We start from the raw sequence: 22069 nt of genomic DNA, 5'->3' as shown, positions 1-22069 counted from the left end.
AAGGTCAGTCTGATTGGTCTTCTAAGGGCCCTCCTCTTTGAACGTGAACTGAAGGTCCGGCCATACGAACATTTTGCTCATGGATATGTCCATCAAGGCCTCAAGCTCATTCGGCATTTGTCTGGACAGCAGCTTGAGCCGGGCCGTCATCCCGCCCGCGACCGTCTCTAGCAGCTCGTCAAGCCGATCCGCAACCCGGCTGTGATCCGGACCGAACAGGATCAGGACGACCAGGAACGCTTCCGTCACGCGGTACATCTCTTCCAGCAACGCGGATGCTTCCCGCATGGCGAATTCGCTTCTGTCTTCAAAAGCTTCCGAAAGTCCGCCCGGGCCAAGCCTTTTCGCGCTTTCGGCCATGTCCTGCTTCCACTCTAGCCAAATCCGCTGCACATGACAGTCATATCTGGCGGCGATGTCCAGCAGCACCTCGCGGATGCCCTGGGCGCCGGTCCGTTCGCTCAACGGTAGCAGCGCATGAATCAGATCCTTCGCGCCGGTATCCTGCAGCCCGGCCGCCCGGATGAACGCGCCCGAAACGTCGTCCACAACCGGCCCATCCTCCAGCAGAACATTCAGCTTGGACAGCAGCCCGTACGTGTCGTCCGGTTCGCCGAGTATAATCCGGCCCGCCGCATCGGTCTCGTACAGGTGCAGGCCGGCTGGCTCGAGCAGCGCCGTTTCCGCCTCCGGTTCGCCGGCGGATTTGGCGAACAGCACGGTTTCTCCGTGAGTACCTAAAGCGGAGATCACACTATGGGCGGCCAGGATGTTGCGGATGCCCGGATAATTGCCCTGCTGCGCGTCCAGCAAATGGGCGATCCCGGGAGCGTCAAACACGAGGCCGCCGGCATCGCCGCAGGATGCCGCCGCATAAAGCGCCAGCGCTCCGCCGAGTCCGAGGCCGGTCACGAAGCAGGAGCCGCCTCCCCGGCAGGCGCGGAGGAATTCCGCGGCCTGCCTTAGCACCGGGCTCTCGCCGGAAAGTAGTGTTTTCAAATCCTTTAATGAGGAATCCGGTGTATATGAAAAGATAAACCATCTATCGTCGTGTTCGTTTTTAAAGGCATAACCCGCTGCGTCCGGCACGTTCCACCGGGACGTCAGCTTCAGGTCATACAGCCTACGGTCCGCCGGGGTGCCGGCTTCCGCCTCCGCCGCGCTGTGGCCGAGCAGTTCGCAGACCGTCATTTCCGTCTTTCCATCGTCATGCACGGGCAGCGTAATAGAGGCCAGCGTCAAATATTCCCTATCGGTCAGCTTCACGTAAAGCTCCCTCCAGATTCTATGTATGGGATCCTCATTAAATAAATCATGGCAGGGCAGCCAGACCGAATCGTCCGGCCGGCTTGCCATGCCTGGAAACGCCAATTATCTTCCGCGCAGCTTGCTGGCCATTTCCTTCTCGGCCTGCTGTTTGATGTTCGCGATTTGCGTAAGGTTCTTGCTGATATTTTCTACACAAGTAACCAGCTCTTTGAAACTAGGCACAAGTCCGTCGAACTGCTCTACGAAGGCGCTTTGGGACTCACCTTGCCACCAGCCGCTTACCGCATGAATTTCCTTTTGAAGCTGGTTGATAAGCGTTTGAGCATTGTTTGCTTTGCCGCTGATCGATTTGGCGACGCTCATCGCCTGATCGGGGCTAAATGTCAAATTGTTTCCCGCCATTGTTATTCACCTCCTTTCGAGGGCCTGTTGCCTGAAGCGGTTTAATGGACCGGACATACGGACGAATTAATGGCCGTTGCGGGCCCGCTCCCGTTCCCTACGTTCTCTCTCCTTCTTCTCGGCCAGCCGCTTCTTCTCGGCGCGTTCCTGTTCGGCTCGCTGCACCTGGGACGCAATGCGCTCGACGCCGCTTTCCAGCTGATCCAGGCTGCGCAGCAGCGCTCTCATCTCGCTGTCCAGAGACTGGTAGTCGCTGATCAGCGACTTGGACGCCGTGCCTGTCCAGTATTGGCCGACCTGGCGGTACTGATCCTGAAGCTCGATGGAGATCCGCCGCACGTCGCCTGTCAGGCCGTTGATGCGCGCGGCGTGTCTTCTGATTTCGGATGGACTGATGGACATGGTCTCACCTCATCTGCGAAAATGTCTAACCTGACGGTGTTTTATTTCTTCAGCATGGCGCACCGCATGCCGGTGTACCTGTTCTTCACGATCAGGTAACCGTCGCCCTGCTCCATATTTCGTTCCTGGGAACCGTAAGGGTGGGATACCGAGTACAAATTCTGTTCCTTGATCCGTCCCAGCAGGACACCCGTCTGCTCCTCGCGGATCAGCTTGCCGAGGCTGTCCCAGTTGGAGGCGAGGTCGGCCGTGTTGTCGGCCGCGAGAATCGAGATCTTCAGTCCCCGATCCTGGCGGATTACCCGCTCCAGCAGCTCGTGCAGGGCATACATGTCATTGCCGGTAAATTCACTCAGCTTGTCAATGACGAAAAGAATAGGGTTCCAGCCGGCGGTGAGAGCCGCTGCGTCTCCGCCGGCCATCCGGCAGGTGAGCAGTTCGGCCCGCCGCGCATCGAGCTTCTCTTTCAAGGTATCCGAGAAGCCGAACATATCGTCCACGCCCGACAGGTCGGTGACGTACGGCCGGCTCATCAGCTCGTAAATGCCCATACCCGAGGAGTCCAGCGCGTAGACCTCCAGACCCTCCTGCTGCTCCTGGAGCAGCGTAATCCAGGAGACCAGCAACGTGCTCTTGCCGGACATGACGTCCCCCGCCACCATGAAGACCGGAGAGGACTGAAGATCGATATGGACCGGCTGCAGATTGTTGCTCGCCAGTCCGATCGCCAGCCGGCTTCCTTCCGCCGCAATCGCGCGCAGATCAATGGACACCGGCATGACCGGAATCGGCACCGCACGGGTATCGAACCGCCGTTCGAGCCGTTCGATCAGCGCATCCGTCCGAAGCTCCCTGAATTCGGGCAGCGCGGTCTGGAATTCCAGCGGCGGCTTGCCCCGGACAAGGCCGCGGCCGGCCGTCTTGGCCGGCTCCAGCCCTTCGGTGCGGCCGACGATGCCATCGTACTCATTTTTCTCGGTCATCTGCAGGCTGACGGCCATTTTGAAGTTGACCGAAAATTTGTAGCGGACCAGCGCACTGCTCGTCGCCGTGGCGACGAGATAGATGCCGTATTTGAAGCCTTCGCGGGCGAGCACGACCATCTGGGCGTCGATGTCCTCGTACGTTTCCGACAGCGCGAAATAGTTGTCGATCATCAGCATCACCGCCGGCATATCCCGGCCGTCCGCACGGTAATCGGCTAAGCCTTCGCTGCCCGTTTCCTCGAATAGCGCCCGGCGCTCCTCCATGATCCGGAATACGAACCGCATGAACTGATCGATCTTCTCCTCCTGCTCCAGCGTCATGACGCCGCCGACATGGGGAAGCCGCTCCAGCGATTTCAGCGAGCCGCCGCCGAAATCCATCATATAGAAATGGACCTCCTCCGGCGTATACAGCAGAGCGGCGGACAGCAGGAGCGTACGCAGCAGCACCGTTTTGCCCGTTCCGGGAGCGCCGTAAACGAACAGATTGCCCTCACCCGCAAAATCGAACTCAAGCGCCTCCTGCCTTTGCCCTCTCGGATCATCCAGCAGTCCCGCGGGGATGCTGAGCAGCGATTCCCGGCGAGGCCATATGCCGTCCGCGCATGCCGCGTCAACCAGATCGTCCAGGAAGACGGTGTCCGGCAGCGGCGGCAGCCAAGGGCCTTTGACCGGCTTGATATCGATCTGCTCCGCCATTCGGGTGATATGCTCCACCATCGCCTGCAGCTGGGAAGGCACCTCGTGACGGGCGATTTTCTCTTCTTCCAGCGGATAAATCCGCTCGCTCCGGCCGGTCACGGACACCTTGTAGATGCGTTTTGTTTTGTTCTCCAGCTTCTGCAGCTCGCCCTGAGGATCATAATCCGCGCCCGAATAGGCGGACTGGAACAGTTCGAAAATTTCGTCGTTGCCCACCTGAATATAGGCGCGCCCGGGCTCCTTGATCATCGCCGCGTCGGGCCGCTTGATAACGTCCCGGCTGTCCGCTTCGTCCTGAACCTTGAGGCAGATTTTGAACTTCGAGTTGCTCCAGATCTGGTCGTCCACGACCCCGGCCGGCTTCTGCGTCGCCAGGATCAGGTGAACCCCGAGGCTTCGGCCGACCCGCGCCGTGCTAACCAGCTCCTTCATAAAATCCGGCTGGTCCTGTTTCAGCTCGGCGAACTCGTCGGCGATCATGATCAGGTGGGGAATGGCCGGCATATCCGCTCCTCCAGAGCGGCTGTAATACAGCTTCTGGTATTTGTCGATGCTGTTGACCCCGTACTCCGAGAACACACGCTGCCTGCGCATCAGCTCGCTCTTGATGGAGAGCAGCGCCCGGGTCGTCTGGTTGCCGTCCAGGTTCGTGATCGTCCCGACGAGATGGGGCATACCCTTAAAGGCGTCCGCCATGCCGCCGCCCTTATAGTCGATCAGAACAAACGCGATGTCATGCGGATGGTAGTGGATCGCCTGCGAGACGATAATGCTCTGAAGCAGCTCGCTCTTGCCGGAGCCCGTCGTTCCAGCCACCAAGCCGTGCGGCCCGTAGCCCGTCTCGTGCATGTCGAGAATGAGCGGCTCTCCTCCGGCGCGTGCTCCGATCGGCACGCTCATGCCCATGTAGGTCTTGTTCCGCATCCAGTTCAGCAGGACATCGGTATCGGTCACCTTCTCCGCCTCCAGCATGTCCAACAGCGAAATCGAGGACGGAAGGGCGAAGCCGGCGTTCGCGTGCTTGATCCGCAGCGGGGCCAGCTTTCTGGCCGCTAGATCGAGCTCCTTGAGATCGGCCTGATCCGGCGTAAACGCCGTCTTCTCTCCGGTGACGCGGCTAGCCATCTCCCCGTGCTGACCCTGCAAGCCGATAACTACCTTGCAGTTCATCGGCAGATAAGCGGCGTTTGGCGCGACGAATATCGTCGACACACCAAGCTTCGAGCTGCCGTTATACAGATATTTGCTGATCGGCTCGTTCTCCAGAAGCGTTGCGTCCTCTACAACGAACAGGTAGTGCGGCAGCGCGCCGCCGCCCGCCGTCCGGAGCTCCCGGTCCTTGAGCAGGCCGTACATCTCGGACAGCACCTGATGGGCGAGCGCCCTGCCGCATAGCAGGAAGCGGACATTCATCCCGTCATCCCACAGATGCGGCAGAAACTTCAGCCAGCTCCATCGATCCAGTCCGTCTCCCTCAGTCAGCAGCACGATGCGCATGTCGTCGTAGCCCTGATGGGTAACGACCTGGAGCAGCATCGATTTCAGTAGCTCCGCCGTCTTGGCCGCATCTCCGGCTAGGCCGCAGATTTCCGCCTCCAGCAGATTGACTGTAATCGGAACGCCCGGCACCTTGGCGTAATCCATCGCCAGCCGCTGCGGCTCCATCAGCAGCGGATCGCTCTCCATGACGATCGCCTGCTTCGTATAGCGGATCTCCATTTCCAGCGCAGCGCTGCCAACGCCGACGCGCACGGCCAGAAAATCGTTATGCACCGGCGTCTTCTCCCACAGCCGGCTGTCGGTTTCCATAATCCGGCGCACGCATTCCGCAGGCTCCGGAAACATTTCGTTCATGGCGGCGCTCTGCTGCTCTCTCGCTACCGACAGGTCGCTGCGCGTATCGGTGATGAACTGGAGATATCTCTGCTCCCGCTCCTTCTTCTTGCGGGTGTATTTGCGGATCTGCGTCACCGCCCCTCCCAGCGAGCCGATCAGAGTCATCACAGTCGTGGCGACCGAGATCAGCAGGAAGAGAGACTGCGACGTCATCGCGATCAGCACGGTAATGACAAGCATGACGATCGGGGGAAGCAGAATGCCGTACCAGGAAATTTCCGGCCTCTCCTGCAGCATCGGCGGGTTCGGCACTTCCACCTCGCCGTGCGGGATGTCGGGCAGGAACCTTGGCTGGCGGCTGAATTCAGTCTGCATGGCCGATGCCTCCCGGGGCCGGAAGCTTCTCCGCTTCGCCGCCCGCCAGCGGCAGCCGGTACCATTCCCGGCCGCGGCTGAAATAGATATCGCCGTCAAGCACGTGCAGATAATCGGCGCTTTCGCTGCTCATCCGGATGCCCGTTCCCGTCCCCGGATCGACCCGATACAGGCTGCCGCCGTTGCGCCGGTTTGAACAGTACAGGTAGCGTCCGTCCGTGTTGATCCAGGACGCGGCGATGCCGTCCACCGCCGTTGTTTCCCCGCTGCCAAGGTCCAGCAGCGTCAAGGCGAGATCCCGACCATGATCGGCGAACGCGAGCACATCGCCCGCCTGAACCATCCGGCCTGCGGTCGCCGGGCTGACCGTCTCGGCCCCGCGCCCGCCGGCGCCGGCCAGCTTAATGCCCTGGGCCGTGGCGCATACGATCGATTCGTCGTCCAGCAGGAGAAAGCCGCTCACCTTATCCGCGGTCAGCCTGCGGTCATAGCGGCCGTCTTCCACGCAGCAGTACAGGCCGCTGTCCCGCTCATCCATGTAGTAGATCAGACCACCGCGGAGAACCGGCTGCGCGCACGGCTTGTCTAGCACGAGATCCTCTTCGCGTGAGGCCGGAGCGGAACGGAACAGCCGGTTCCCTCTGCGCTGGTCGCTGTACAGAATCCCGGATTCGCCGCCGTTCATAAACCACATCAGATTGTCCGTGAAAATGTCGAAGCTGGTCTCGTTATGTATCAGATAAGTGCCGGAGTACCATTTGATGTCGGTGACGAGCAGCGACTCCCCGTCCCTGTGAACCAGTCCTCCGTTGTACAAGTTGCCGTTCATGGTATCGCTCCTTCTTTAGATGACGGTCAGCAGCGCGCCGTGGCATACGCCTTGCTCCTCCAGCGTGCGGCCGACCTGCAGAATCCGGCCGAGCGGCTCGGCCTGCAGCCGGGTCTCAGGCCCTTTCTCCAGATGAAGCGCCTCGGCGAGCATATCCAGCAGGTCGCCAACCGGCACGAATGCCGGCACATTCAGATCGGTCTGCCGGTCGCCCCCGGTCTGCAGGGTAACCATGATATAATCCACAAGAACCCCCTCCCTTCTGTCTAGTTCCTTACAGAGAGCAGGTATTTCTGCTCGCTGACCAGCTTGTATTCGCCGGAACTGCCGGCTGCCTCGGCCAGCTTCAGGTACTTCGTTTTGAACTTGTATTTGGACTCCGCCTTGACGATGACCTGGGTTACGATCCGGCCCTTCAGGTCCGTATATTCGTCAAAGACGAAGCTGACGGTGAAGGGATTGAATTTTCCGTCATCGGAGGTGAACGTTACCTCGTCGCCGGCGTCGTTCGATTCGCTGACATGAAGAGCATCCCCGAACGAGTCGGCAAAATACTCCTTGAAACGCTCCTCGTCCACCCTGGCGTCCAGCTCGCGCAGCAGCTCGTCTTCGAGACTGCGGTCTCTGGCCGCCCGAAGGGCGCCCGAGACGGCCGAGCCGACTGTAATCTTTTCCCTGAACACATTGGCGAGCTCCACAAGCGGTTCAATGATGATAGAGGCCATAATGACGACGAGAATGGCGACGGCTATATTTCTCACTGGCTTTCCTTCCCATCAGTCCGTGTAGTAGTCCAGATCCTTGTAATGCTTCAGGCCCGTGGTCGACAATTTGAACGAGACGGGGAGCTCCCTTTCCAGCTTTTCGCCCCATAAGGTGACGGTAAAGGGATACACCGCCTTGATCTCCACCTCAAGCGGCTCCCCCCTTTGCAGGTAGGGCTTCTCGTTCTCGGGTCTGTCGTAATAAATCGTCTCGTCGTCGTCGCCGATCGCGCTGCGGCCGTCCGCGTTGGTGACCGAAATCTCAATCTTGTCTTCCTTGTCCCGGAAAATCGGACGCTCCCGCAGCCGGTTCATCGCATCCTCGTAATAAAGTTCCTTCATATAATTATCCCCGGCGACAACCTGGGCGACGTTGTACGTCTCAGAGATCAGCGTCAGATACCAGGGAAAAAAGAAGGCGAGATTCAGCAGAAGCAGGATGGCGACCGAGGATAAAATGACGCCGAGCACCGCCTTCGCAACACCGCGCATATTAAAGCCTCCGGATTAGGTTGTCATTTTTTCGATTTGAGTCATAAAAAATTCCCACACTTCAGAAATCCATGTATTTAAAAAGGAGTCCGTAATCAGCGAAACCACCGCGCCGATAATGACGATTACCGCCACCGTAATGGCGATTTCCTTGACGCCCACCGCGCCGCGCTCGTCGGCCAGGAAGGCCTTCACTTTCGATGCTCCGCCTTGCTGTACCTTCCCTTTCATCTCCGCTTGTCCTGACCGGGTATTCAAATCCATCAGTTTCTTCATCTTTTTCTCCTCCTAATGCTATTGAATAATCATTGAACCTTTGCCCATACTCTATTGGAACATTTTGATCGAATCCAGAATTGTAAACAGGTAATAAATCAGGATATAGGCCGCCAGCACAAGAATCAAAAGCATTTGAATCCGCGCCCCGCTGCGCTCCCTCCGCTCCAGCTCTTCTTCAAGCGCTTTGACCCGGAAGCCGTCCAGCTCGTTCTTGAGATAGGCCATCTGGGAGACGTTGTCATACCCCTTCAGCCGGGTCTCCATAATGTCGCAGAACTTGATGACGTAATGCAGCGGAACCCGTTTCTTCAGCTGCTTAAGCGCGAACTCCTCGCCGTACTCCGTATTGTCCAGCATGACCCCGAGCTCTTCGCCGATATCGGGGTTGGCATTCGGGATGTAGTCCCGCAGCACATCGGCCAGGTGGATATTGACCGACTTGATGTACTGGTAATACACCATGCTGTAAAAGGCCGGAAAGTCCAGCGCGATGTTCCTGTTCTTGCGCTCGATCGCCTTCTCCAGTTCCGATACCGGGTACAGCCACCCGAGGATGATAAAGATCGCCGATAAGTAACCGAGAATCGTATTGACCTTCAGCATCAGCAGCGTCAGCAGCAGCCCGCCGACCAGATACAGAATTTGCTCCGTCCGGATTTCCTCCGGACTTTTACCGAGATCGAGACGGTCGATCATCTTCTTGAATCTCAGTCTTTCGGTGGCGCTGAGCAGCCCGCCGGCGTACTTTCGCGCGAATCTCAGCTTGTAGCGTCTCATCGTCTGCCTGAACTTCTCGTTCTTGCGCTGCTTGATATACTGGCGGGCACGCTTTTTCTGGCTCCGGCTGACCGTCCGCATCATCGGGTAAAACAGCGTTTTGACCAGGTACAGGATCGACAGCATGGCGCCAAGTTTGGCTAGTAGGATCATTTCTTGTCGCCTCCGCCGCCCATGCTGCTCTGGAGCACCTGGCTTCTGGCAAAGCACAGACAGACGACGCTGATCATGACCGTATTAATCATTTTGCCGGCGTCGGTGTAAAGCATAAATTCCCGGAAATCCTGAACCGTCAGTGCGTACAGGAAGAACAGTACGATGACCGCCGTCTTCATCAGAAAACTCCGGTTCATTTTGCGGAAGATCGTTTCCTTCTTCATGTTGATCTCCCGAAGCACGGCGTTCTCGTCGACGATGTCGAGGAAAATGTCCGCCATCCCTTTCCGCTCGTTATATTCAAAGACAATCGCCTTCTTGGCGAAGTTGTCGAATTTGGGCCCGAGCTGCCGGTTCAGCAGCTGAATCGCCTGCTTGAAGGAATATCCGTTGTTCTCGCAGTTGTCGATAAACTGCTGAAAATAAGGCCGGAGCGCGGGACTGATATATTCGTCGTTCTCCATTACCTTTTTGATCGCCACCAGCACGCCTTCGCGGGCCAGGGGACAGATGACGTCCTCCGCGTCCATAATCTGTTCGAGCCGCTCGGCCTGGATCGCCCTCGACTGCATTACGAAGAAGGTGAGCAATCCGATAAAAATCGAGACGGTGATTAGAACCGACAGCGTTACGCTTTTCATAAACAGGACGATTAACAGCATCACGATGGCAAAACAGATGCAGAGAATCGAGGTGAAGCTCTCCAGCGTGAACGGCATGTTGAAATCGAGAATGAGCCCTTCGACCAGCCGGTTGTACTTGGCGTAAATGTTTTCCTTGCGCTTGACGATCCGTTCCCGCTTGACCCGGTCGACATAACGTTTCGTGTTGTAGCGGCCCAGATATTCGGCGAGTGTATCCACCTGCTCCAGAATATAGCCTCCCAGTCCCTGAAAGAATTTCACGCCGAAGACGGCGTTGAACAGGATAAATCCCGCGAGGCCGAGCATTAGGCTAGTGACTAAAGGCGTATTCACTTAAGGAGTACACCTCCGTTTCATCCCTCGCCGGATCGGTCGTAAACAGCTCGAACCGGCTGCGCTTAATCCCGGCCTTGATCATCAGCTGCTGAACCTTCTCCGACAGTTTGCCGACCCGGCGGTGCCGTCCGGAAATGCGGATGATTTTCTTATCCCCGGCCCATTCCTCGATGACGTCGTCGTACTCGAACCGGTAGATCTGGTTAATGACCGGGTTCAGCCCGTCGGCGCCCAGTACCTCGGAAATCGAAGTGACCTTACGGGTGCCGTCCGCCAGCTTCTCCTGAAAAATAACGAATTTGACGGCGCTGCAGATGTTGCGGAGCGCCAGCTCCGCCGGTTCGTTGGAGGCCATCAGGTATGCGGTCAGGAAGCGGTAAATCGCCTCCTTGTCGCCCTCCGCGTGAAGCGTCGAGAAGAAGTAATGCCCCGTCTGGGCGGCCCGCAGCGCCGTGGCAAATTCTCCCGGCGTCCGCAGCTCTCCCGGACCGATCCAGTGCGGCGACTGCCGCATCGCGTTGATGAGCAGATTCTCCATCGTCGCCGGGCTTGCGTCATCGTCCTCCGGCACCGATTCGTATTGAAGTACATCATTGAGTACCCGCCCGTGCTCGCTGCCGCCTTCCCGTTGGATGAGGCGCATTTCCGAGGGATTTTCAATCGTGATGATGCGCTGCATCGGGTTGATTTCCTTGACCAGAATTTCGTTCAAGGTTGTTTTTCCGCTGCCGGTCGGTCCCACCGTGATCCAGGACAAATCCGATTTGGGGATAAGCGATAGCAGCTTGTACATATTGGCGGAGAACGATTCGCTCTCGACAAGCATTTTCGGATTAATGCTTTTCTTACTGAATTTCCGGATTACAAAGGCCGGCTGCCCGTACGGCGAAATCTCGGCATGGGTCGCATTGACGCGGTAGCCTTCGATCGTTCTGGCGTTGACCATCGGAATCTTCGGAATCAGCCGCATCTTCGAAACGCCGATCAGCTTGGCGATAATCCGCTCCATGTGCTCCCGGTCGGTAAAATGCTGATCCCACGGGATTGATTTACCCCCGCTCTCCACGAAGATCTGGTCCGGGCCGTTGGCACGGATCTCATCGATCGACGGGTCCTCCATCGCTTCAGTGATCGGGCCGTAATGTGTAATCTCGTTGATCAGCGCGCTCTTGAGCTGCGGCAGCTCGCGATACCCTTCGACCGAAGGCATCTGCGAATCCACGAATTCGTTGATATAGGCCTTCGTCATCTCCCGCTTGCGGGCCGGATCGGTTTCGCGCCGGTAGGCGTGGGTCGTAATTTTCGTGATGTATTTCTGGCACAGCTCGAGCGCTTCCTCAAAGCTAATGGTCGTATACTTGCTGGCCAGTTCCTCCAGGTTCTCCTTCGGTTGGACCTGGTGCAGCACCTTTTGCTGCATATCGCTGATTTTCCCGCGTGTCAGCAAGGCTCTCTCTCCCTTTATTGGTCCGCCAGCCGGTCGGCCAGTTTCTGAATATCCTTCTTGAAGAATTTGTTGACGATCGCACTGTCCTTGATATACAGCCTGCCTTCATGGGCGCAGACGGTGGCATCCTTCACCAGCGGAAGAGCAGCGGCGATATGAAAGCCCATCTCCCTCATCACCTTGTAATCGAACTCGAGGTTCTGCAGGTTCATCATAATGACGCTCATGAATTTGGCGGTGCTGATGCCGACCGACTGGGCGAAATCCAGCAGCTTGACCATATTGACCGTGGCTTCCATCCGCTCGGCGGCCGTAAAATACCCGATATGGCAGTACTTCATCGCGCCCAGGCAGAACTCCAGCGGCGGGTTGTTCGGGATATCGATCAGCACGATATCGAACATACCTTTCAGCGTGTCGATGACGCGCTCCAGGTGGCCGAACTCAAAGTCGAAATATTCCTCCATTAAATCCTGCGGGCTGGGGGACAGTAGATACAGCCTTTCGTATTTGGTAGTGATCAGCTCGTCCCGGAAATCGACCTTGTCGCTCTTGAGCACCTTGATCAATCCGCTCCCTTTTTTGGGAGGGGCGCTATCGAGATGCTGATATAGATTCGGATAGAATACCTTCAGGTCGACCACGCACGTATTCAGGCCTTTCTGCGAAACCAGATACGCAAGATTACTGATCAGCAGCGCGTTGTCGACGAAGTCGGTCGCAGGAACAAAGCCCACCACGCTGTAAATCAGGCTGCTCTCCTGGAGCTCCGCGCCGACAAGGTCTTTGGACGATATTTTCTGAAAAATGCTATCCAGCCCTATTCGTCGCTTCCGATCCATGACTCCACCTCTTTCTCCAAGGTGGGCAGCTGATCGACGATGACATCACTGTCCTTCCGGCTTAGTATTGTAATCAGGAAGGAGTTGCCGTCCAGTCCCTTATATTTGGCGAACTTGTTGATCTGTTCGGTCGTTCCTTCCAGCAGCAGCGCCCGCGGTTGAATGTTCTTCAGAAATTCCTTGCTCTTCATCACATCCTGCTTCTTGTTCTCGTCCAGCTTCTGGACTTCCTTATACACTTCGTAAATGGAGTGGCTGTTCACGTTCAGCATGTCCTTGACGACGATGCTGTCGAACAGAACCTCCGTCTTCTTCACCTTGTTCGGAGACTGCGAATACACGGCATTCGGATTGCCGCCGCTTCCGCCGGCCGAATCGACGTCATAGGTCACCCGGATCCGCACCCGGTCGCCCGGCATCAGGATGTCGCCTCCGACTTCCAGAAAGTTGTACGGCAGGGTCAGCACCTCGTTGTCGTCCTGCACCTGGTACAGCCACTCGTTCTTTTGCGGCTTCTCGTCGATCAGCTGGTCCTTGTAGAGCACTGTGTTTTTCCGGAGAAAATTGGCCGTAAGCTTACCCTTGACCTCGTCTAGATCCTCCGCCAGCACCATATCGTCGGTGTATTCCTTTCGGATAATGCTGTATTTCTCGATCAGGTTGTCGTTCAGCTGGGCAAAGGCGGGAATGCCCTCGCTCGGCTTGACCCGGAGCACCGCGACGACATCGTTGGCGTCCTTGCTGGCCTTAGTGATGGCAAGATAGGAAACCACGATGATGATCAGGCTGAAAAGCAGAGCCGCCCCCCGCTTGAACAGCTGTCTGTTCGGAGCCGCATTCTTGAGACCGCTCAAATCCATTTATCCCGTTCCCTCCAGTAATCTAAGCAGAATGTTTCCGTAGGCGCGCTCGTAATGGGCACTGGTGTACACAAGCGGCACATCGGACTCGATCTGCGAGTCGAAGTCGCTGCTGTAAGGGACGTGACCCGCCACTTTCATCTCATACGTAAAGCTGTCCATCAGCCCCGAGGTGAGCACCCGGCACACCGACTCCGGCGTAAAAATCCCTCCCTGAAAACGGGACCTGTCGTTATATTTGGTGACCACGAGCTTCGACTTCGCATTGAGATAGGCCGCCTGTTCCTTGTGCAGCCCGTTCTCCACATTTCGCAGCGTGCTCAGCACAGAATACAAATCATTGGGCACGCATAACCCAAAGCTGTCGGCATGTATCATGATTTCGCTGTACTGTCCCAGCAGGTCGAGCGGCAGATCAAGCACGATCAGGTTGAACCGGTTCCGCAGCAGGGATAAAAGGCCGGTCAACCGGGCTTCGGTCACAAACTGGCCGATCAGTCTCGAATCGTCGAATCCGTATCCCAGTCCGGTCAGCCAAACGTTTGCATTAATCGGAAAAGCCGTCGCCGCATAATCCTGCGGCCGGGCCAGCGTCCGGATCAGGGAAGCGTTGATGTCCTCGTCCCGCTTCGTCGTTTCATGGAAGCTTCCGAAGTACATGTTCGTGCTCCGGTAGTCGATATCCAGATCGACGATCAGCGCGGTTAATCCCCGCCTGCCAGCTTCGCTGGCCAAGTTGACGGCGGTGCTCGTCACCCCGCTGCCGCGATGCCCGATTACAGCAACGACCCGGCTAATGCCCAGGCTGATCCGGTTAATTTCCCGCGTCAACGCGTCCGTCGGCTCCGGCGTATTCCGTTCTTTCGGCTTTGGCCGGAAGCGGTCGAGAAAAGATTTCCGGGAAGGGGAGGCTTCCGGCTCCTTTCCTTTTACTGCGTCCCGTCCGGCGGTGGTCTCGCGCTCTCCCATGCGCGCGGCTCCGGCCGATCGGGCTCCTGCTGAGCCGGCCAGGCTTATTCCTTGACCGACCAGCTCCGGCGTTACCCGTATGTAGTCGCTGACAACGATCCTAATCTGGGGATACTTGGCGCAGAGACCTTCCCATTCCTTGAGCTTCCAGCTGTCGGCGGTCACAAGAACCACCGGTACGGGAGACGGCCGATAGGCGGCGAGTCCGGATATAAGGGCCTCCAGATCGCGCCTGTCCTTCTCTGTGTTCATAGTCAACGCTTCATCGGTGACCAGGATGCCATCCGGCTCCGGTGCGGATTCCGTGATATACCGGGCCGCGCTACCGAGTATAAGCTCCTCGTCGTTAATCACTTCGGTCATGCTTGTTATGTACTGGCGTGCGACGGCTCCGTAACCGCCTGCGATTAATAACAGTCTCACGGGGTCCTCCTTATGTAATAGGCAAGAAGCTGCGGCTAGTCCACTTGTAGGAACCACATTCATGGCCCTAGGCGGGAGATGTATAGGTCGGGACTGAGAAATAATGGAAGTTGCTGAATCTTCTTATATTAAACCGCTTTGGTTATATGGAAACAAATTACTTTAGCATTATTTTGATTTGAGACTATGGTTATAAAAATTCCATACCATCAGGACGTTTAACATGGCAAAAAAACGATTCCACAGACGCTTCAAAGGCTTTCGAACCATTGCGCATTTCCGTCGTACAACTGGAAAACGCCGGTTCTTTCGTATGAGAGGTAAAAGACCTAAACCGCATTCCGGCAATGCAGCCTCGCAGGCTGTTTGTACTAGTCATATTACAGACGCAAGGGGCTTCCCGCCGGCCGTAAAACGGCAGCAAGAACGCCCCTTATCAGATAAGCCTTGAGATCTGTTGTCGAGGCATCCCCCGCTCTCTATCTCTTCGCTTTATAAAATTCATGATATAGCTTCATGAGAGCCCGCTTCTCGATCCGCGACACGTAGCTGCGGCTGATGCCCAGCTCCTTGGCGATTTCGCGCTGTGTCCGCTCCTCGCCTCCGGTGTCGAGGCCGAATCGGCCGACCACCACCTCTTTTCCCGATCATCCAGGATGTCAAGGTTGCGGTAGATCTTGCTCTTCTCAATCTTGAGATCGACTTCCTTGATAACATCGTCCGTATCGGACCCTAGGATATCGATCAAGGTGATTTCGTTGCCCTCTTTATCGCTCCCGATGGGATCATGTAGTGACACGTCCTTGCGGGTCTTTTTAAGCGAGCGCAGATGCATCAGAATTTCTTTCTCGATGTCATTAGTGCGCATATTTTAAAACGTAAATATCTCGACCGAGTCTTCGTAGACCCTGATTTCTCTAACGACCTGACGAATCAAATCACGCTTCTCTTCAAAAGTAAGTTCTGCCTGACCTTTAGATAAGTAATGTTGAACAGCTTCCATCAAGACATGAATGTTGTACTCTGTATTTTGAGCAGTATTTAACATATGGCTAAGTTCAATAAATTGAGCATTTAGACCTTCTTCTTTCTGCGTAAGCTCCTTCAATTCTTGACGAATATCTTCTTCAGCAATACCGTCTTCACTAACAGCAAAGAGTTTAATTAGCTTCTTTCGTGCATTTTTGGTTTTCTCAATTTCCTTTTCAATCCTCATAATCTCAGCAGTTTCAAAAGGCTCCTTAGTCTTCTCTTCCTGCAAAGCTGCAGCGATTTCATCGGGTTTGTTTAACCAGGTTGTCACTTGGTCCCAAACCTGTTCTTCTATTAGATGAGCCTTAATTCTTCGTCCACATCCCTTTGATTTGGCTCCCGCAGTGTTCTTAATATCTGTGTATTCCGGTACTTTCTTTCCCCAATTGTTTGACAATCGTCCCGTCATGGTATTGCCGCAGTCCCCACATCTTAACAAACCGCTTAATAAATATGGGTGTTTGCTTTTTTGAGCCCATCTCCTTCTAGACTCCGATAATAATATTTGTGCATGTTCGAATTGAGCTTCGTCTATTAGAGGAGGACACGGAAGAAGAATCCATTCGGCTTTAGGTCTCTCTTTCATAGGAATCTTTTCTTCATCGTTCCTGTGCTTATTCCCTAACATACCTTCTGTATTCCAGCGATTTTGATAAAATTCACCGATATAGGCTCTGTTCATAATAATTTGTCTTACTACTTGGCGATGCCACATCGAAGCCCCTCTTTTTGTGGGTACTCCTTTACTGGTTAAGTATAACGCTATACCATTCAGTCCTTGAACAATTGTATTGGGTTGCGTAAACAAATCAAAAATTAGTCTGACTATTGCAGCCTCATCTTCATCAACAAGAAACTGTTCTGATTCCTTATCATAACTGTAGCCGTAAACTTGAAAATCACGCAGTACTCTTCCTTGCCTTGCTTTTTCTTTTCTCCCCCGGCTCATACGTTCTGTTATCTTTGACTTCTCAAACTCCGCTATAGCTCCACGCATAGAATAAAACAAATTCCCTTCAGGAGTTTTAGAATATTCACCATTAACAAAAACAAGTTCTATCCCTCGCCGATCAAATTCATCAGTTATGATAAGTTGGTTCATTAACTTTCTAGACAATCTATCCGGGTCAAGACAAATAATCTTAGTAATAATTCCTTCTCGAATATCATCCCGTAATTTGGTTAATGCCGGTCTATCCAAAAATTCACCGGATACCCCATCATCCACATATTCCTTCACCTTATTCGTTCCCGCTTTCTGACGGCATTGACGAATTTGATCGTTCAGGCTGAACCCGTGCTTCGCCTGCTCCTCCGTACTCACTCTGGCATATACAGCTATCACTTTTCTCCCTCCTGACTTCTCTAGAAGGTATCATAACAGGCAATATGTGCTCTGTCATTGGAATCGCCTACCACAAGTTTCACATGCACCCGGCATCCCCTCCTTGTAGAAGGATATTCGGGTTCTGCTTGGACACTTGATAAAAAGTGTGAACGTCAAATCTGCAATCAGAAGAGGCCGGAGTATGACTGATGAGGATTAAAGAGATTGGCTATTATCAGGAAGCAAAGAAGATAATGAGAAAAATGAATCCCTCAAATACTCGCCGAATGCTCATCTACACCACAAATACAATTGAGAACTACCACCAGCTTCTGAGCATTATGCACCTCCGTAGCAGCTGACCGAAGTGTTTATCGTAATCATATTTCTCCTCCAGAAGATTAACTTTACAGGCGACCAGTGTTCTCTACTTTCATAATGATATGCTAGCTCAGCTTGGGCACTTGAAAAATAAAAGCGATCTCAGATAGGTAATATGTCTAAGATCGCATTAGTGTTAATAGCAATGCATAATGTCCAAAGATTGATAAAGCAGGTTATCCAAAATTAGACTATAATCGTATCCATGTGCCTGATTCATAAGTCCCCCGCCCCCATTGCTCACAGTGAAGTAATTATGATTTATGTAATTTGTCTATTAGTACGTTAAATGAACTACATATATAATCTATAGCTAAATTTTTATCTAAGTTAGCTTTTTCATGATCCCAGAATACAATTGAAGGCTCATTTCCTTCATGGTAATCAAAACACAGATAGTTACCAAAGGGATCATCCGCAAAAGGATAAACACTGCCCGGAAGGCGGTTCTTCAAATTATTATAAACCCCTATAATATTTCTGTTTTCCCTAACGTTAAGATCAATTAAAGAATTAAAAACGGCTTCACTTCTTCCTTTAAAATCAAATGTATCAGGAACAGGCTGTCCGCCATTATTCAATACAACGCAATCCACATAATCGGAGGGAAAAGAAACGCCTAGCGCTTCTTCCACTTTCAATACGTCCTCCCGAGAGAGCTCATCTTTTGCAAGGATCCACTTTACATTATTAGCTTGTTCCATTTGCAAGCCTCCTCAAAAATTTATCTATTATCCGAACCTCCGCCCCAAATGGCCCTTCCACCTGTATGTGCAGTAGTTTCGTGAAGTGAACGATCAACAAGCTGCATAACGCCTGGTTCCTCATTGTGATGCCAGACATATCCTTCCGGAACCTTGCCATTATTGATCTGTTCAATTTGCCTTTCATCAAACTTTGCTTTCAAGTCAGGGTCATTGTTGATGGCTTCGCTTAGTGATTGCGTAGCTGCTTTAAATTGCTTGGCATCCGATTCCAGATATAACGACTCATCTAATTTCATTTCGTATGTAACCGTGAACTCAGGAAAAACACCAGTAAAGGTTCCATCCGTTGTTTGTATTGTTTTTTCTTGAAACGGCACATTGGTCTCGGGATGACACTCCCCGGCCAACCCCTCATTCCTGGTTTTAATATACAGCGGTTCGTTTGCCTCGTCAAAACTGGTAATGAAATTCGGTCTCAGATCCTTTGCGAAATTAGGAATGTCAGAAGAGATGTTATTTAACCCTTCCTTCACTGTATCCAAATTCACACTTAAGGATGAAAGCGTTTCTAACATACGCTCTTCCCCCCCTCTTTACACTCTTCGACCCATAGATAATAGAAATCTCTAAACCCTGCATCCTCTTGTGCTTTATCTTGAAGCAAACATTGCATAACAGCAAGCTCGTATTCTTCCGGATTTTTGAACGTAATATACTTTCTGAGACCTTCAGTAAATCTTCTGTTCCATTCCTCAAGATTGGCAGCATTTTTAGCATATTGAATGAGTCCTAATCTTTGAGGTATCAGCGAAGAAACGATTTTAGACAATTCAACAAAGTTTTTTTGTTCCCATAATTGCATTTTATTATTTGACTCAAAGTAATCCAGATCGTGTATAAGAGATTGTTTAATAGAATGACTTACAGGAAAACCTAAAAGCCATTTTTTCAAACGATCAGATTCATATGAATTCAAAATTTTCCGGTTTTTTTCCGAAACCCTTTCTACAAGCAATAGTTCCAACAGATTGCTCAGCATTTCTCTATTCGTCGGCTGCACTATGGTTCTTGTCTTTTTTTCTAGCGAATACGGCTGATAGTTATTGAATTCATTGACTTCGCACAGTACCGGCTGCAGCCAGTTGTTTTGATATACTGCAGCAACGCCAGTACGTAATTTAGGGAGTTCATTCATTTGATTTTCATTTAAATTTGCAGTCTTACCTACTTCGGACCGGTCCAATTCATCCGGCAATCTTAGTATGATTTTGGTATTTGTATTTCTAATGACTGATCGGTCCAATAAATTGGGTGCTTGGTCTGCAATGATGAAACCTTCTCCATAGGTTCTCATTTCAGCAATTGCATTTGCGATCATTTCAACCGATTTACCTTGTAAATTGGCCCCTTCCTGGCTTTGCTCTGAAGAAACGCGGCGCAACAAATGATGCGCCTCTTCAATAACAGTAACATGCTTCAAATCGCTGTTTATAGGATTGTCATTTGACATTCTATACTCTTGTAGCCTCATGAAAAGAATCCCCATAATAAGTGCTTTTGTCTCAATGGAACCCACACGGCTTAAATCGATAATACAATTTTTGTCGAATAAAACTTCACTTTCAATTTCATCATCAGTGAATATTTTCCCGAACAAGCCGTTTGTCATTGATTTCACTCTAGTAACAAGTGCACCAATATAATTGCTTTTCACCTCTTCGGAATATGCGGATTCTTTAATTACAACAGGTAGTATAGTCAACAAATCATAGAATGTTGGATATTGAATTTCGTCTCCGAAATAAAAAGAGTCTTCTATATCCCATCCTATAGAGATGTATGTTCTTTCGATTGCTTCCTTTAGCACTGCTGGCATAGCAGCGTACATCGGCCAGCATGCATTAAATATCTCAATTATTCGATCAATGTGTTCTAACACATGTACATGCAGCGGGAAGCGGAATGGATTTATCCGAAGTAAATCAGTAAAATTCGAATTTGTGCCAAACACAGATACATCTTTACGGCCGCCAAAAATATTTTTATATTCACCTTTTGCCGGCTCTATAACAAGGAAATGAATATTTTTTCTAACAAGCTCATTCATCATCTGATAAATCGTATTTGACTTACCTGATCCTGTAGACCCGGTAACAAATGTATGCATGGCAAGGCTGTTAACATCAATTTCTACACTTGTATCTTCTGATTTACCCATATGAAATACGTTGCCAAGCTTAAAGGAAGCCCTATTGCCTTCGGCTAGATCATAGGTAACGATATTTCTGCCAAATTCCGCTGTTTCAATAACGGGGAGCCCGCTTAGCGATTTTTGGGGAAATCCCAGTTGAATCGCAAGCTCTTTTCCATTAATCAATGAACCCGGAGAAATATGTGGCAAATTTAGCCCTGTATTCACTTTCATTTCAATTAGCGGATGATTAAATTTCTTTAAATACTTTCCAACTTCCAATAAATTTGCTTTATTGTTGTTGTCCCATGTATTAATAAATGAATTTTCAATTGCTGAGTTCTCACCGCGCATTATCGCTTTATAGGTGCTTGCAGCTACCCGGGATGTTTGAACACTTGGTGCAATGAAATAGCAGGCACAGGTCCACATGCCGAAATCTTCGGAGCTCTTCAAACGAAGTAATTGCTCATCGATCTTTTGCAGTAAATTAGTTACGGTTTTATTTTCAAATTGTATTTGAAGATTTCTTGAATTGCCAATAGTTTGTACCTCAGATGAACTTTCTTGTGTGGATGTTGAGTCTGATCTTCCACGCATTTCCGACTCTCCATCAGTTTTTGATTGATTTGTTGTCTTTGAATGAGCATGAGTGGAACCATCTGTCGAACTGCCTATCAATGATCCAACAGCACCAGAAACCCCACCCGCAACAACAGCACCCATGGGTCCGCCGATCAAAAATCCGCCTGCTGCTCCTATTCCGGCAAGTGCACCTCCCCAATTTGTTGTTTTTGAATGGGACTCAGTGTGACTTTCCGCTTCAGATGATCCTTGGGTATAGCTTTGCGTTTTGGTCAGGCTCTCGTTTATCGTCTCTGTGACTCCCTTAGTAATCCCTTCTGAAATCGCAATACTATCACTGGAATTGAAGCTCAAGTCACTTTTAGCGAATGGCACCAATTGTGAATATAGATTTTCGTAGCCGAGCTTTATCTCTTCAATATTCCTATGAGAAACCGGGTCTGCAATAAAAATGGCAGAGAATTCTTCGCCCTTCATCGCATCAACAAGTTTCTCCAACCCTTGAACAAATTTTGCTTTATCCTGATCCTTCAGAGAGGGTACTCCGGATACGGATGAAACACTATTTTCATTCTGTGACAGCTCCGAAGTGAATATGGAAGATATCACCTTCTCAATTTCGTTGTTTGTTAAGTTCTCGATATCACTTCCAGGGAAGTTCCCTTCAAAGCTTTTTTTCAGTGCTTCCTTCGACGAATTTACATCGTGCTCTTTAGAATTAGTCCGGGTTCCCAGGTAAAGATCAGTACGGTTACCGTCACTATTAATGATCATGACAAGGGAACCATATACATTCCCCAATGTGTTGTATACACTCATGATCTTATCAAGATTATTTTCCTTCTTGTCAAAAACCAATTTGTTCATCTTAAAAAGCCTAATGTTGTTCCTCGTAGTCAGTTCGCTGATATGCTTGGGGACAGGAACAACATTGCGGAGATGGAGCTCATCTAAATAATTCTTTTGTACAAAATCAAGTGAAGCTTCAAATGCTTCATCCAAATCCCGGAAATCCCTTCCATCTATCTCAACCATATCAGAAATATTGTTCATTCC

General features: G+C 51.9%; 19 protein-coding genes and 1 pseudogene. All 20 read right to left on the bottom strand.

Features of this window, described 5'->3' with window-relative positions:
- Positions 1–21: 21 nt before the first annotated feature.
- Positions 22–1266: a hypothetical protein gene (locus tag PUR_RS08015; RefSeq protein ID WP_179034791.1), complete on the bottom strand. Its 1245-nt coding sequence runs from the start codon at positions 1264–1266 to the stop codon at positions 22–24.
- Between the two features lie 105 nt (positions 1267–1371).
- Positions 1372–1671 carry a WXG100 family type VII secretion target gene (locus tag PUR_RS08010; protein ID WP_179034790.1) on the bottom strand — a complete coding sequence of 100 codons (300 nt, stop codon included), beginning with the start codon at positions 1669–1671 and terminating at the stop codon, positions 1372–1374.
- A gap of 66 nt (positions 1672–1737) precedes the next feature.
- Positions 1738–2073: a WXG100 family type VII secretion target gene (locus PUR_RS08005; protein WP_179034789.1), complete on the bottom strand. Its 336-nt coding sequence runs from the start codon at positions 2071–2073 to the stop codon at positions 1738–1740.
- Between the two features lie 41 nt (positions 2074–2114).
- The gene (gene essC / locus PUR_RS08000; RefSeq protein WP_179034788.1) at positions 2115–5972 is read right to left on the bottom strand and encodes a type VII secretion protein EssC; all 3858 of its coding nucleotides are present in this window, start codon (positions 5970–5972) and stop codon (positions 2115–2117) included.
- Complete coding sequence (locus tag PUR_RS07995) at positions 5962–6801, bottom strand: DUF5050 domain-containing protein (RefSeq protein WP_179034787.1); 840 nt, start codon at positions 6799–6801, stop codon at positions 5962–5964. Before PUR_RS07995 ends, essC begins: the two co-directional genes overlap by 11 nt.
- A gap of 15 nt (positions 6802–6816) precedes the next feature.
- The gene (locus tag PUR_RS07990) at positions 6817–7047 is read right to left on the bottom strand and encodes an EsaB/YukD family protein (protein WP_179034786.1); all 231 of its coding nucleotides are present in this window, start codon (positions 7045–7047) and stop codon (positions 6817–6819) included.
- A 20-nt stretch (positions 7048–7067) separates the two neighbouring features.
- On the bottom strand, positions 7068–7562 hold the full coding sequence (locus tag PUR_RS07985) for a hypothetical protein (RefSeq protein ID WP_179034785.1): 495 nt from the start codon (positions 7560–7562) through the stop codon (positions 7068–7070).
- 15 nt (positions 7563–7577) lie between these two features.
- Positions 7578–8057 carry a hypothetical protein gene (locus tag PUR_RS07980; protein WP_179034784.1) on the bottom strand — a complete coding sequence of 160 codons (480 nt, stop codon included), beginning with the start codon at positions 8055–8057 and terminating at the stop codon, positions 7578–7580.
- A gap of 15 nt (positions 8058–8072) precedes the next feature.
- A complete protein-coding gene (locus PUR_RS07975; protein WP_179034783.1) occupies positions 8073–8333 on the bottom strand; it encodes a hypothetical protein in 261 nt (86 codons plus the stop codon).
- Positions 8334–8384: 51 nt separating this feature from the next.
- The gene (locus tag PUR_RS07970; protein WP_179034782.1) at positions 8385–9266 is read right to left on the bottom strand and encodes a hypothetical protein; all 882 of its coding nucleotides are present in this window, start codon (positions 9264–9266) and stop codon (positions 8385–8387) included.
- Positions 9263–10246 (bottom strand): hypothetical protein, encoded by a 984-nt coding sequence (locus tag PUR_RS07965; protein WP_179034781.1) that lies wholly within the window; start codon positions 10244–10246, stop codon positions 9263–9265. The genes PUR_RS07970 and PUR_RS07965 overlap by 4 nt, the downstream gene beginning before the upstream one ends.
- Positions 10224–11696, bottom strand: a complete 1473-nt coding sequence (locus PUR_RS07960) for a TadA family conjugal transfer-associated ATPase (RefSeq protein WP_179034780.1) — start codon at positions 11694–11696, stop codon at positions 10224–10226. Before PUR_RS07960 ends, PUR_RS07965 begins: the two co-directional genes overlap by 23 nt.
- 14 nt (positions 11697–11710) lie before the next feature.
- Positions 11711–12538, bottom strand: a complete 828-nt coding sequence (locus PUR_RS07955) for a CpaE/TadZ family protein (RefSeq protein WP_179034779.1) — start codon at positions 12536–12538, stop codon at positions 11711–11713.
- Positions 12517–13398 carry a CpaB family protein gene (locus PUR_RS07950; RefSeq protein ID WP_179034778.1) on the bottom strand — a complete coding sequence of 294 codons (882 nt, stop codon included), beginning with the start codon at positions 13396–13398 and terminating at the stop codon, positions 12517–12519. The genes PUR_RS07955 and PUR_RS07950 overlap by 22 nt, the downstream gene beginning before the upstream one ends.
- Positions 13399–14790, bottom strand: coding sequence for a CpaE/TadZ family protein (locus PUR_RS07945; RefSeq protein WP_179034777.1), 1392 nt, complete (start codon positions 14788–14790; stop codon positions 13399–13401).
- A 479-nt stretch (positions 14791–15269) separates the two neighbouring features.
- Positions 15270–15643: pseudogene (locus PUR_RS07940) on the bottom strand (sigma-70 family RNA polymerase sigma factor); the annotation flags it as partial.
- Between the two features lie 18 nt (positions 15644–15661).
- Positions 15662–17167 (bottom strand): recombinase family protein, encoded by a 1506-nt coding sequence (locus PUR_RS07935; RefSeq protein ID WP_179034776.1) that lies wholly within the window; start codon positions 17165–17167, stop codon positions 15662–15664.
- 617 nt (positions 17168–17784) lie between these two features.
- Positions 17785–18234, bottom strand: coding sequence for an SMI1/KNR4 family protein (locus PUR_RS07930; RefSeq protein ID WP_179034775.1), 450 nt, complete (start codon positions 18232–18234; stop codon positions 17785–17787).
- A 20-nt stretch (positions 18235–18254) separates the two neighbouring features.
- Positions 18255–18812, bottom strand: a complete 558-nt coding sequence (locus PUR_RS07925) for an HNH endonuclease (RefSeq protein ID WP_179034774.1) — start codon at positions 18810–18812, stop codon at positions 18255–18257.
- On the bottom strand, positions 18806–22066 hold the full coding sequence (locus tag PUR_RS07920) for an ATP-binding protein (RefSeq protein WP_232101759.1): 3261 nt from the start codon (positions 22064–22066) through the stop codon (positions 18806–18808). Before PUR_RS07920 ends, PUR_RS07925 begins: the two co-directional genes overlap by 7 nt.
- Between the last annotated feature and the right edge of the window lie 3 nt (positions 22067–22069).

The organism is Paenibacillus sp. URB8-2 (assembly GCF_013393385.1).
GTDB lineage: Bacteria > Bacillota > Bacilli > Paenibacillales > Paenibacillaceae > Paenibacillus_AQ.
The sequence above is the reverse complement of the archived record's forward strand: the minus strand, read 5'-3'. Positions and strand labels throughout refer to the sequence as shown.